The organism is Amycolatopsis thermalba (genome assembly GCF_023376025.1).
Lineage (GTDB): Bacteria > Actinomycetota > Actinomycetes > Mycobacteriales > Pseudonocardiaceae > Amycolatopsis_E > Amycolatopsis_E thermalba.
The window spans coordinates 3,900,487-3,912,329 of record NZ_CP091196.1; the positions used below are offsets into that span (position 1 = coordinate 3,900,487).

At 73.3% G+C, this 11,843-nt stretch carries 12 protein-coding genes; 5 read left to right on the forward strand and 7 right to left on the reverse strand.

Translation table 11 applies throughout. The features are described 5' to 3' along the window. Positions 1-44 precede the first annotated feature (44 nt). Entirely contained in the window at positions 45-542 is a 498-nt protein-coding gene (locus L1857_RS18775) for a hypothetical protein (protein WP_249465774.1), read from the forward strand. Positions 543-559: 17 nt separating this feature from the next. Here the strand turns inward: L1857_RS18775 and L1857_RS18780 are convergent, their stop codons facing one another. From L1857_RS18780 to L1857_RS18800, 5 genes are all read right to left on the reverse strand, one after another. Continuing rightward, the gene (locus tag L1857_RS18780) at positions 560-1,921 is read right to left on the reverse strand and encodes an MFS transporter (RefSeq protein ID WP_094005447.1); all 1,362 of its coding nucleotides are present in this window, start codon (positions 1,919-1,921) and stop codon (positions 560-562) included. Between the two features lie 164 nt (positions 1,922-2,085). Then, positions 2,086-3,483, reverse strand: coding sequence for an aspartate ammonia-lyase (locus L1857_RS18785; RefSeq protein ID WP_094005448.1), 1,398 nt, complete (start codon positions 3,481-3,483; stop codon positions 2,086-2,088). Positions 3,484-3,510: 27 nt separating this feature from the next. Next, positions 3,511-4,647 carry a M20 family metallopeptidase gene (locus tag L1857_RS18790; protein WP_094005449.1) on the reverse strand — a complete coding sequence of 379 codons (1,137 nt, stop codon included), beginning with the start codon at positions 4,645-4,647 and terminating at the stop codon, positions 3,511-3,513. Further along, positions 4,647-5,312 (reverse strand): DUF1028 domain-containing protein, encoded by a 666-nt coding sequence (locus L1857_RS18795; RefSeq protein ID WP_116114447.1) that lies wholly within the window; start codon positions 5,310-5,312, stop codon positions 4,647-4,649. Before L1857_RS18795 ends, L1857_RS18790 begins: the two co-directional genes overlap by 1 nt. Next, complete coding sequence (locus L1857_RS18800; protein WP_116114449.1) at positions 5,309-5,731, reverse strand: RidA family protein; 423 nt, start codon at positions 5,729-5,731, stop codon at positions 5,309-5,311. Before L1857_RS18800 ends, L1857_RS18795 begins: the two co-directional genes overlap by 4 nt. Positions 5,732-5,914: 183 nt before the next feature. Here L1857_RS18800 and L1857_RS18805 point away from each other — a divergent pair, with 183 nt between their 5' ends. Further along, on the forward strand, positions 5,915-7,156 hold the full coding sequence (locus L1857_RS18805; RefSeq protein ID WP_116114473.1) for a flavin-containing monooxygenase: 1,242 nt from the start codon (positions 5,915-5,917) through the stop codon (positions 7,154-7,156). A gap of 2 nt (positions 7,157-7,158) precedes the next feature. On the opposite strand, the gene L1857_RS18810 is transcribed toward L1857_RS18805, so the two are convergent. Both L1857_RS18810 and L1857_RS18815 read right to left on the reverse strand, forming a co-directional pair. Next, a complete protein-coding gene (locus L1857_RS18810; RefSeq protein WP_116114475.1) occupies positions 7,159-8,079 on the reverse strand; it encodes a LysR substrate-binding domain-containing protein in 921 nt (306 codons plus the stop codon). Between the two features lie 102 nt (positions 8,080-8,181). Then, complete coding sequence (locus L1857_RS18815) at positions 8,182-9,336, reverse strand: PP2C family protein-serine/threonine phosphatase (protein ID WP_116114451.1); 1,155 nt, start codon at positions 9,334-9,336, stop codon at positions 8,182-8,184. A 131-nt stretch (positions 9,337-9,467) separates the two neighbouring features. Here L1857_RS18815 and L1857_RS18820 point away from each other — a divergent pair, with 131 nt between their 5' ends. The 3 genes from L1857_RS18820 to L1857_RS18830 all read left to right on the forward strand — a co-directional run bounded on the left by L1857_RS18820 (position 9,468) and on the right by L1857_RS18830 (position 11,803). Beyond that, positions 9,468-9,947 carry a MarR family transcriptional regulator gene (locus L1857_RS18820; RefSeq protein ID WP_338024707.1) on the forward strand — a complete coding sequence of 160 codons (480 nt, stop codon included), beginning with the start codon at positions 9,468-9,470 and terminating at the stop codon, positions 9,945-9,947. Between the two features lie 254 nt (positions 9,948-10,201). Continuing rightward, complete coding sequence (locus L1857_RS18825; RefSeq protein ID WP_346731875.1) at positions 10,202-10,597, forward strand: ATP-binding protein; 396 nt, start codon at positions 10,202-10,204, stop codon at positions 10,595-10,597. A gap of 96 nt (positions 10,598-10,693) precedes the next feature. Then, on the forward strand, positions 10,694-11,803 hold the full coding sequence (locus tag L1857_RS18830; protein ID WP_249465777.1) for a hypothetical protein: 1,110 nt from the start codon (positions 10,694-10,696) through the stop codon (positions 11,801-11,803). Positions 11,804-11,843: the final 40 nt, after the last annotated feature.

Below are 11,843 nucleotides of genomic sequence, written 5' to 3' on the forward strand. Positions count from 1 at the left end.
ACAACGGCGGCGCGGGCGGCCGCGAGGTTGGCTACCAATGGTGCATGCGCCACCACATCCTCGCCCTCGCGGCACTGTCCCTGGTCCTGGCCGGGTGCGGCACGGAAACCCCGGCCGCGCCGCAGCCCGCGCCCGCCCCGGCCACCACGACCACCGCCCAACCGACGACCACGGTGCCGCCTGCCACCTCGGCCACCCCCACGACGACCCCGCCGTCCACCAACCCGAACCCGCCCGCCCCGCCGAGTTCGAAGGTCCGGGACTGCTTCGACGGCGACTGCACCCTCCTGCTGTCCAAGCCCACCACGATCCCGCTGGACGCCAAGCGGTTCCACTACTCGTCGATGCGCGTGACGGCCTTCAGCGCGGACAGCCTCTCCTTCGCCGTCACCTACCCGCAGGGCGGCGGAACCCAGTCCAGCATCGGCCCCGGCCTCGGCAGCGCGAGCTTCGGTTTCCGCGGCTCACCGTCGATCGAGGTCGGCCTCACCCTCGTCGACGGCAAGCCCGCGCTGGTGCTCCAGCCGGGGCCGATCACCTGACACCCGGCCGCCACGACCTACTCGTGGTGGACCGGGGCGCGGGCGCCGTCGCGCAGGTCTTCGGCCCGCAGCAGGGGAGCGCCCGCCGTCTCGCGGAGGGAGAACGCCGCCACCAGGCCGAGGACCGCCGCCGCCATCAGGTACGGGCCGGGCACCAGGGTGCTGCCGGTCGCGGAGATCAGCACCGTCATCAGGTAGGGCACGGTGCCGGCGAACAACGCCGCGGTCAGGTTGTAGGCGATCGACAGGCCACCCTGCCGGGTGCGCGTCGGGAAGATCTCCGCCGACCACACCGCGTACGTGCCGAGGATCGCGGCGAGGATGACGCCCAGGCCGAGCCCGGCGATCCACGTCCCGGCCAGGCCGGTGCGCATCAGCAGGAACGCCGGCGTGGCGAGGACGAACAGTGCGATCCCGGCGCCGATCAGGACGGGCCGCCGTCCGACGCGGTCGGACAGCCGGCCGAACGCGGGAACCAGCAGCAGCCCGGCGAGCGAGATGACGGTGGACAGCAGCGCGGCGTTGCCCGCGGAGTGGCCGAGGTGGTCGGTTTCGTAGGTGACCAGGTAGGTCAGCACCGCGTAGAACGGGACGTGCATCATCGTCATCAGGCCCGCGGCCTGCAGCAGCTGCTTCTTGTTGTGCCGGAACAGTTCCCGCACCGGGCTGCGCGGGATGCTGCCGGTGGCCTCGAGCGCGCGGTACTCCGGGGTGTCCTCGATCTTGGTGCGGATGACGAACCCGATGACGCCCAGCGGTGCGGCGATGAGGAACGGGATCCGCCAGCCCCACGAGGCGAGCTGGTCCGGCGACAAACCCGTGGACAGCAGGAAGAACACGAACGATCCGGCGAGGAACCCCAGCAGCGAGCCCACTTCCAGCCAGCTGACGCCGAACCCGCGGCGGCGGCGTGGCGCGTGCTCGGCGAGGAAGCTGGCCGCGCTGCCGAACTCGCCACCCGCGGCGAACCCCTGCACCAGCCGCAGCAGCACCAGCAGCAGCGGCGCGAAGATCCCGAGCGTCGCATAGCCGGGAAGCAGTCCGATCGCGAGGGTCGCGCCGGACATGACGAAGATGACCAGCGACAGCGTGCGCTTGCGGCCGATGCGGTCGCCGAGCGGGCCGAACACCAGCGCGCCGACCGGGCGGATGCCGAAGGACACCGCGAACACCCCGAACACCGCGAGCAGGCCGGCGGTGCTGTTCTCGTCCGGGAAGAAGACGTCGGCGATCGTGCTGGCCAGGTAGGCGTAGGCGGCCCAGTCGAACCAGTGCACGAAGACGCCGACCGCGCCGGCCGCGACGCTGCGGCGCAGCGACGCGGGATCGGCGAGGGCCTCGGTGAGATCCCCGGCCGCGGGGGTGTTGCGGGTGGTCATGGTGCCTCCTCGGGTTCGCGGACGACGCTAAGCGCGGCCGAAGCATCGGACAAGAAGAAAGAGACGGAGCACTGCATCGGAAGATCCGAAGCAGAGCCGGTGAGCTGCGATGACACCGGGGCCCAACGGCGGGGTAACACAGAGTTCACAGTGGACGGTGCCGTTCAGGCGACGCGCCGGCCGGTGAGGGCCTCGGGTGTGGTGAGCTCACGCAGCTGCTCCTCGGTGAGCAGGGCCCGTTCCCGCACCACGTCCAGCGCCGGCCGTCCGGAGTGGTGCGCCTCCAGCGCGATCGCGCTCGCCGTCTCGTAACCGAGGACGGGGCTGAGCGCGGTCACCAGTCCGGTCGAGGCGGCCACCAGATCGGCGAGGTGCTCGCGGTGGGCCGTGATCCCGGCGACGCAGTGCCGGGTCAGCACCCCGATGCCGGCGGTGAGGTGGTCCAGCCCGGCGGTCAGCGCCCGGGCGATCACCGGTTCGAACGCGTTGAGCTGCAGCTGCCCGCCTTCGGCGGCGAGGGTGACGGTGACGTCGTGGCCGATGATCTCGAACGCGATCTGGTTGACCGCCTCCGGGATCACCGGGTTGACCTTGCCCGGCATGATCGAGGAGCCGGCCTGCCGGGCGGGCAGCGTGATCTCGCCGAACCCGGCGCGCGGACCGGACGACAGCAGCCGCAGGTCGTTGCAGATCTTCGACAGCTTGACCGCGACCCGTTTCAGCACCCCGGACAGCTGGACGAACACGCCCACGTCCTGGGTGGCTTCGATGAGGTCCGGGGCGGAGACGAGCGTGGGGATCCCGGTCAGCGCCCGCAGGTGCGCCACCGCGCGCTCGCGGTAGCCCGGGCGCGCGTTGAGACCGGTGCCGATCGCGGTGCCGCCGAGGTTCAGCTCGTGCAGCAGCAGGCGCGCTTCGGCCAGGCGCTGCTCGTCCTCGGCGAGCGTGGCCGCGAAGGCGCCGAACTCCTGGCCCAGCGTCATCGGCACGGCGTCCTGGAGCTGGGTGCGGCCCATCTTGAGCACGTCGCCGAACTCGGCCGCTTTGGCGCCGAACGCGTCCCGCAGCCCGGCGAGCGCGGTGAGCAGTTCGGCGAGGTGGCGGTCGAGGGCGAGCTTGACCGCGGTCGGGTAGACGTCGTTGGTGCTCTGCCCGAGGTTGACGTGGTCGAGCGGGTGCAGCACCCCGTACTCGCCGCGGCGGTGCCCGAGCAGTTCCAGCGCCCGGTTGGCGATCACCTCGTTGGCGTTCATGTTCGTCGACGTCCCGGCGCCGCCCTGGATCAGGTCGACGACGAAGTGGTCGTGCAGCGCGCCGCCGCGGATCTCCGCGCACGCGGCGGCGATGGCCCGGGCCTTGGCCGGATCGAGCGCGCCCACCTCGGCGTTGGCCGCGGCGGCGGCCTGTTTCACCGCCGCGAGCGCGGTGACCAGGTGCGGCCGGTCCGCGAGCGTCTCCCGGGTGATCGGGAAGTTGGTCAGCGCGCGGGCGGTGTGGGCGCCGTAGTAGGCGTCCGCGGGCACGCTGATCTCGCCGAGCATGTCGTGCTCGATCCGGGACATCCTTGTCCTCCTGGATTCGGAAAAAGCTCAGGTGGGTGTGGGGACGGTGGCGCGGTCCACGCCGGTCCACGCGAGCGCGATCGCCCCGTCGAGCAGGGCCCGCTGGGCGGTGCCGCCGACGCAGAACGCGGCGAACTCGCGCTGGTGGTTGACCGCGGGCAGCGAACCGATGCCGATGTAGGGGTGGATCGCGGGGACGACCTGGGACACGTTGCCCATGTCGGTCGACGCGCGGTTCATCCGCGCCGCCGTGCCGGGCGGGGCGAACTCGCGGCCGAGCGCCACGGCGTTGGCCCGGTAGGCGGCCAGCGCCGTCTCGTCGGCGCGGAACTCCGCGTACGGCTTGCTTTCCGGCTCCACGCGCAGCTCGCAGCCGGTCGCCAGCGCGCCGGCTTCGAACGCGCGCATCACGCGGGGTTCGAGCTCGGCCAGCTCGGCCAGCGTCTCGGCCCGCACGTACCAGCGCCCGGTCGCGTTCTCCGGGATCGCGTTCGGCGCGTCGCCGGCGTGCGTGACGACGCCGTGCACCCGGGCCGAGGCCGGGAGCTGCTGGCGCAGCAGCCCGATCGCGACCTGCGCGACGGTGAACGCGTCCGCGGCGTTGATCCCCGCCTCGGGGTAGGCGGCGGCGTGGGCGGACTTGCCGGTGTAGGTGATCTTGGAGTGGCTCACCGCGAACGGGCGGGCCTCGGCGACGTCGACCGGCGCCGGGTGGACCATCATCGCCAGGTCCGCGCCGGTGAACGCGCCGCGGTCGAGCATCTCGATCTTGCCGCCGCCGCCCTCCTCGGCGGGGGTGCCGTACACCTCGACGGTGATCCCGGCGTCGTCGGCGACGGCGGCCAGGCCCAGCGCGGCGCCGACCGAGCTGGCGGCGATGAGGTTGTGCCCGCACGCGTGGCCCAGGCCGGGGAGGGCGTCGTACTCGGCGCACACCGCGATCCGGGTGGGGCCGCTGCCGAACCGGGCCAGGAACGCGGTGTCCAGGCCCAGGTAGCCCGCGGTGACCGTGAACCCGGCGCGGTCGAGCAGCTCGGGCACCATCGCGGCGGCCCGGTGCTCCTCCCACGCCGTCTCGGGGTCGGCGTGCAGCCGCTCGGACAGGCGGATCAGCTCGTCGGCGTGCCGGTCGATCACCGCGCGGGCGGCGTCCTTGGCGGCCATCACAGGTCCCCGGGAACGCCGTAGGACGGAGCCGAGGCGGGGTCGAGCCCGCGCCGGACGTAGTCGTCGCGCTGCGGCAGCCAGACCTCGAGGATCCCGGCCAGCCGGTCCACCGGGTCGTCGGCCCAGTCCACCCGCAGGTCGGTCACCGGCCAGTCCACGTCGGCCACCACGACCAGGCCGGCCGACCGCACCGGGCCTTCCTCGCCGCCGGCCGCCACCGCCGCCCGCAGCGCGGCGAGCAGGCGTTGTTCCAGCTCGCCGGTCGCCGCGGCGAACGCCTCGATCATCACCCCGGGGATGTGCTCGCCCGCGAGCATGTTCCCCGCCGCGACCGCGCCGTCCGCGGTCGCCGTCGCGTGCGTGCCCAGGGTGCGGGCGCCGCTGTAGGCGAAACCCGGCCCGGTGCGGCCGAGCACGGTCAGCTGCCGGTAGCCGATGTTCTCCGCGGCACCGGCCACTTCGGACAGTGCCTGCCCGGCGTCGCCGTGTTCGGCCAGGCGGTCCAGCAGCCGGGTGCCCAGCCGGGGGTCGGTGACGTTCTGCGAGGCGGCCGCGCCGACGCCGGGCCGCAGGTGCGCGACGCGGGCCACCACCGCCGGGCTGGAGGAGCTGGCGACGACACCGAACCGGTCGCCGTCGCGGGCCACGAGGGAAAAGGTCACCGTTCCTCCTCCGGGATCACCGCGATCGCGTCGATCTCGCACAGCCACTCCGGGCGGGCCAGCGCGGAGACCACCACGCCGGTCGAGATCGGGTGCACGCCCCTGGTCCAGCGGCCCACCACCCGGTAGACCGCTTCCCGGTACCGCGGGTCGATCAGGTAGATGGTCAGCTTGACCAGGTGCTCCATCCGGCTCCCGGCCTCTTCCAGGAGCATCTTGATGTTCGCCATCGCCTGCTCGGCCTGCGCCGCGGCGTCCCCGATGCCCACCGACTCGCTGGTGTCGAGGTTCTGCCCGATCTGCCCGCGCACGTAGACCGTGCCGTTCGCGACGACGGCCTGGCACAGGTCGTTGTCGAGGTTCTGCTCGGGATAGGTGTCGCGGGTGTTGAACGGGCGGATCCGTTTGTGCGTGGTCACGGGGATCAGCGTGACCGGCCTCGTAGCTTCTGTCCAACAGATGTTTCAGCACCACTGCATCGGAACCGTTGATGCTCTGAGCATCGAGAAAACAGATGTTCAAGGCCAACAACATCTGTTGGACAGGAAATCTCGGGGCCACCAGGATTCGGTGAGGCACACACAACCGAGGTGGAGGTCTGGATGTCGAGCCGAGAGGTGGAGGTCCTCGTCGTGGGCGGGGGCCAGGCCGGGCTGGCGATGAGTGAGCACCTGAGCGACTGCGGGGTGCCGCACCTCGTCCTGGAGCGGCACCGGATCGCCGAGCGCTGGCGCACGCAGCGGTGGGACTCGCTGGTGGCGAACGGCCCCGCGTGGCACGACCGCTTCCCGGGGCTGGAGTTCGGCGACCTCGCCCCCGACGCGTTCGCGTCCAAGGACCAGATCGTCGGCTACTTCGAGGCCTACGCGGAGAAGATCGCCGCGCCGATCCGCACCGGGGTGGAGGTGACCTCGGTCCGCAGGCACACCGGCCGGCCCGGATTCCGCGTGGAGACCTCCGACGGGCCGCTCGACGCGCGGTTCGTGGTCGCCGCGACCGGGCCGTTCCAGCGGCCGGTGATCCCGCCGATCGTCCCGGACGACGCCGGGCCCGTGCAGATCCACTCCAGCTCGTACCGGAACCCGGAGCAGCTGCCCGAGGGCGCCGTGCTCGTCGTCGGGGCCGGCTCGTCCGGGGTGCAGATCGCCGAGGAACTGCACCGGTCGGGGCGGCGCGTGTACCTGTCGGTGGGCCCGCACGACCGCCCGCCGCGCCGGTACCGCGGGCGGGACTTCTGCTGGTGGCTCGGGGTGCTGGGCAAGTGGGACGCCGACACCCCGCCGCGCGGCGCGGAACACGTCACCATCGCCGTCAGCGGCGCCCGCGGCGGGCACACTGTGGACTTCCGCGCCCTGGCGGCGCTCGGTATCAATCTCGTCGGCATGACCAGCTCGTTCGACGGCGGCACCCTCCGGTTCAACCCGGACCTGGGCGCCAACATCGCCCGCGGCGACGCGAACTACCTGGCGCTGCTCGACGAGGCCGACGCCTTCGTCGAACGCAATGGCCTGGACCTGCCCGAGGAGCCGGAGGCACGGGAACTCGGTCCCGACCCGGCCTGCGTCACCGACCCCACCCTCGAACTCGACCTCGCCGCCGCCGGGATCACCTCGATCGTGTGGGCGACCGGCTTCGCCGTCGACTACGGCTGGCTGCAGGTCGACGCGCTCGACGAGAACGGCAGGCCGCGGCACCGCCGCGGCGTCTCCACCGAACCCGGCGTGTACTTCCTGGGCCTGCCCTGGCTGGCGCGGCGCGGATCGAGCTTCATCTGGGGCGTGTGGCACGACGCGAAGTTCGTCGCCGACCACATCACCACCCAGCGCGGGTACCTGCGGCAGTGAGGTCAGCGGTCCGGATGCGCGTAGAGGTCGCGGCACAGCTTGACGAACTCCTGTGACCGCCGGGTCAGGCGCACGCCGCGCATCCACGCGACGACGATCTCCAGCGGCGCGACCTCGTCGGTGACCGTGAGCGGGACGGCCCGCGCGCCCGCGTAGGTCGTCTCCACCGGCGGGCGCTGGCTGAGCACCGCGAACCCGTGACCGTGCGCGACGAGGGCGCGCACGGTCTCGTACCCGCTGGTGCGGTGGCGGATCACCGGCTCCACACCGGCGTCGCGCAGCACCGACTGCAGGTATTCGCGGCTGTTGGGCAGATCGAGCAGCACCATGGGCTCACCGGCCAGCTGCGCCAGCGACACCGTGCCGCCCTTGCGCTTGGCGAGCGGGTGGTCCGGCGCCACCAGCACGTAGGGCGGCGCGGTGTCCACGACGACGTGCTCGATGTCGTCGTCGAGGTCGTAGCCGTACAGCAGCGCGACCTCGCACTTCCCGGCCCGCAGCGCCGCCTTCAGCGCGGAGTGCTCGCCCTCGCGGACCGACACCCGCACCTGCGGGTGGCGTCGCTCGAACTCGGCGAGCAGGCTGGGCAGCCGGAACGGCGCCAGGGTCGAGAAGCAGCCGACCGTCAGCGACCCGACGAGCTCGGTCCCGGCCTGCCGGGCCGCTTCGACGAGTTCGGCGCCGTGGGCGAGGAAGTCCAGCACCCGCTGGTGGAACTCCTGGCCCGCGGTGGTGAGGCTGAGCCCGCGCGCGTGGTGGCGCAGCATCAGCTGCACGCCCAGCTCCCGCTCCAGCTGCGCGATCGCGGTGGAGACCGCCGACTGCGACACCATCAGCTCCCGCGAGGCGGCGGTCATGCTCAGGTGCCGGGCCGCCGCCTCGAAGTACCGCAGCTGGACGAGGGTGAAGGAGGGCTCGCTCACCGCGTCATCCTGCCTCGCCGCCCCCGGCGCCGCCACGACCGGGGCCCGGTGCGGGTCCGTCCACACCGGATCCGGGCCGGCGGCCGGGCACCCGCGGCCGGGTCAGCGGCCGTGCCAGTCCAGGCACACCACGGTCGAGTCGTCGGTGGCCGCGGTGTGGTCGCGGAACCCGCTCATGTGGTCCAGGATCGCGCTGGGGACGTGGGCCGCGGGCAGCTCCCGGGTGGCGTGCATGACTTCCGACAGCGCGGCCAGCTGCGCCTGCTCCCGGGCCGGCGCGGCGCCGTAGACCCCGTCGCTGACCAGGATCAGCCGGTCGCCGGCCTCGACCCGGAAGTGCTCGCTGCGGTAGGGGGTGTCCTCGAACATGCCCAGCGGCAGCTGCTGCTCGAACACCATCGGCTCCGCCTCGCCGCCGCGCAGCCGCCACAACCGCGGTGAGCCCGCGTCGATGGCCTCCACCTCGGAGGTGGTCAGGTCGAACCGCAGCAGCAGGGTGGCCACGTGCGCGCGGCCGCGGTACTTCGCGTACACGGCCTGGTCGGCGAGCATGGCCTGGTCGGCCAGCGGCCCGCCGGCCCGGCGGGCGTTGCGCAGGGCGTTGACCGCGAGGTTGGTCAGCAGCGACGCGTCGATCCCCTCGCCCATCCCGTTGGAGACGGTGAGGATCAGGTGGTCGGCGCTGGTGGACCAGTCGAAGTTGTCCCCGCGGATGGCGTAGGCCGGTTGCAGCTGCGCGCCGATGCGGAACTCCGGCCGGGCGCAGGAGCGGCCCGGCAGCAGCTGCCACTGCATCTCGGCCGCGAGCGTCAGCCGCCGCGCGCGCCGCGCCTGCAGGTACAGGTCGGTGTCCCGCTCGGCGATGATGATCTCGTGGCCCAGCGCGTCGGCCAGGTGCAGCAGGCCGGCCACCGCCGCGTCCGCCGGCGCGGCGGGCAGGTCCACCGACAGCACGCCCAGCCGGTCCCCGCGCACGCTGACCGGGAGGAACAGGGTGACCGCGCCGCCGTCCGCGGGCCGGGCCACCGCCTGCTGGCTGGTGAACGCCTCGCCCGCGACGCTGCCCGCCACCGGCAGCGGCCGGGTGGTGTAGGGCAGCGTCGCGACCGGCTGCAGCATGGTCAGGCCGTAATCGGCCATGAGCAGGTCCGCTCCGATAGCCTGGAAGTGCTCGGCCAGGTGCGCGCGCACCACGTCGAGCAGCTCGTGCGGTGCGGCCGATCTCAGCTCCTGGTCGATGCTGACTGGGGTGGTCACGCTCGGGTCCGCCTTTACCGATGCCGGACGACCGCCGGGAGGCGGCCGTCACCAACGAGATCGCAGCCGCCAGCACTGTGACCGGGCCCGGCACCGGGGCCGTCCTGACAGCACAGCATAGAGATGCGACAGTGGACGATGTGAATCACGTGGACGAGCCGGCGGCGACCGAGAGCCTGGCGCGGCTCGTCGTCGAGGTCGCCGAGTTGCTCGACGTGATGTGGGAGGGCGCGCGCGACACCTCGCCGGTGCCGCTGTCGGCGTCGCAGCTGCGCGCGGTGGTCGCCCTGGAGCAGGCCGCCGGGGTCAGCCTGAGCGCGCTGGTCCGCGCGCTGGACTCCACCGCGCCGTCGGTGAGCAGGCTGTGCGACCGGCTGGAGGCCGTCGGCTTCCTCCACCGGGCCCCCAATCCCAGCAGCCGCCGCGAGGTGCGCCTGTCGCTGACCCGGGAGGGCCACGCGTACCTGGCCGACCTGCGTGCGCGGCGCCAGCACCGGCTCGGCTCGGTCGTCGAGCGGATGCCCGCGCACGCGCGGGCGGCGCTGCTGGACGGACTGACCGCCTTCCGGGACGCGACGCGCGCGCTGACCGGCGAGCCGGCGGCCGAGTAGCCCACGCGCATCCACTCCTCCACCGGGCTGTCCCGGCGCTGCGGGATCCACTAACATTTGTCGAACGACAACAGTTTAGCGCCTCAAGCAGCTCGCGTGCATCCGGCCCGTCATGGTCCCGATCGCCGGTCCGGGTTCGCCGCGGGTGGCTACGAAGGGCGGAACGATGGTGCACGACGGACGCCGGCGTGCGAGAGCCGCACCCAGGCCCGCCCCATGCCCCCGACGCGAGCCCGAGCGGCAAGGGGCCCGCGTTGACCTCGGCCGGTGAGACCCTGCCCGGCGGCATCGAGCTGATCCGGGACGACAACGACCTGCTCGGCGGGCGGCACGCGGTGCGCCGGGTCGCGCTCCAGCTGGGCTTCGACCTGGTCGGCCAGACGATGATCGTCACGGCGGCCAGCGAACTGCTGCGCAACGCGGTGGTGCACGGGGGCGGCGGCACGTTGTCCATCGAGACGGTGGTCGCGCCGGACGGCCGCTACGGGGTGCGCCTCACGGTGCGTGACCTCGGCCCCGGCATCACGGACATCGCGGCGGCGATGGCGGACGGCTACAGCACGACCGGCGGCCTGGGCCACGGCCTCAGCGGCACGCGCCGCATGGTGGACGAGTTCGAGATCCGGTCGGCGCCGGGGAGGGCACGATAGCCACGGTGCTGCGCTGGACCCGGTGAGACGATCCATTGTGGAGAGTGCGGCTGCGGCCCCGCGCCCGGCGGAGGGCCGGGCTGGCAGACTGCCGCGGTGACTCTGTTGTTCCGAGGTGAGCTGCACGTGCACTACGGGCAGTTCTCCGTGGAGAGCCGGACGGACGGGTTCTTCGACGGGTTGACCGACGCGCGCGGCGGCCAGTCCAACGGGTTGTGCGGGGCCGCGGTGCCCGGTCTGCTGTTCCTCACCACGGGCCTGCACACCGGGAACGTCGAGGTCACGGTGGAGGTCCTCGACGCGCCGCCGCCGGTGGGGCCGGACTGGGAGGACGTCGTCGAGGTCTCGTTCCGGCCGGCGACCGCGACGGTGCGGCTCGTGCAGTGGACGGCCGAGGCGAGCTGGCCGCTGGACCTCGCGCCGGTCTCCTACCGCGTCCGGTACTGCGCGTCCGGCATGGACCGGGCCCGGGAGCGGGACACCCGGCTCGACGGGGAGCCGCTGCTCGACCGGTACCTGCTCCAGCTGTGGCCCGCGCCCCCGGCGGCCGACGCGGTCGTGCGCCAGACCAGTGCGATCGCCGCCTACTGGCACGACCACGCCCGGACCCTGCCGCCTCCGCCCACCCCGGAGCAGCGGGAGGCCGCCCGGCGGCAGGAACGTCTCGCCCGTGAACGCGCGCTCCGGGAGGCCGCGCGGGCCGCCGAGGTGCGGCGGTGGGGTGGCCGGCCACCGGGCGAGCGGCTCAGGCGGGTGAACGGCGGCCTGGTCCTGGCGGCGCTCGACCGCGATCTCACCGAGGCGATCGAGCAGCTCGACGAGACCACGCAGCGCGCCGTCGCGGTGTGGGTGGCCCGCCGGGCCTGCGCGGAGGCCGGCCTGGACGGTCTCGACTGGGTCGCACCGGCGCTGGCCGCGCTCGGCGAGGGCACCGCCGTCCCGCCGCCGTTCGACGATCACGTCGCCCTGTTCGACCGGCTCGGCGGCGACGCCCGCGTGGTCTACACGACGGTGTCCTCCTACGACGGGCGCCACGCCCGCGTCTCCCAGCAGCACGCGGCGCTGCCCGCGGTGTGTTCGGCCGCCGCCGCCGATCCGCTGGCCGCGGCGGCCGAGACCCTGTTCCACGCCACCGTCACCGTCGGCGGCGGATATCCCCGGCTCTTCGCCGCTTTGCGCCAGGCGTTCCCGGCCCTGTCCCGGTGACCGGCGCCGCCCACCGCCACGGCACGCCTCCGGTGCTCAG

Coding starts and splice junctions, on each gene's coding strand:
- L1857_RS18775 (WP_249465774.1), top strand. CDS start 45: ATGCGCCACCACATCCTCGCCCTCGCGGCACTGTCCCTGGTCCTGGCC.
- L1857_RS18780 (WP_094005447.1), bottom strand. CDS start 1,921: ATGACCACCCGCAACACCCCCGCGGCCGGGGATCTCACCGAGGCCCTC.
- L1857_RS18785 (WP_094005448.1), bottom strand. CDS start 3,483: ATGTCCCGGATCGAGCACGACATGCTCGGCGAGATCAGCGTGCCCGCG.
- L1857_RS18790 (WP_094005449.1), bottom strand. CDS start 4,647: ATGGCCGCCAAGGACGCCGCCCGCGCGGTGATCGACCGGCACGCCGAC.
- L1857_RS18805 (WP_116114473.1), top strand. CDS start 5,915: ATGTCGAGCCGAGAGGTGGAGGTCCTCGTCGTGGGCGGGGGCCAGGCC.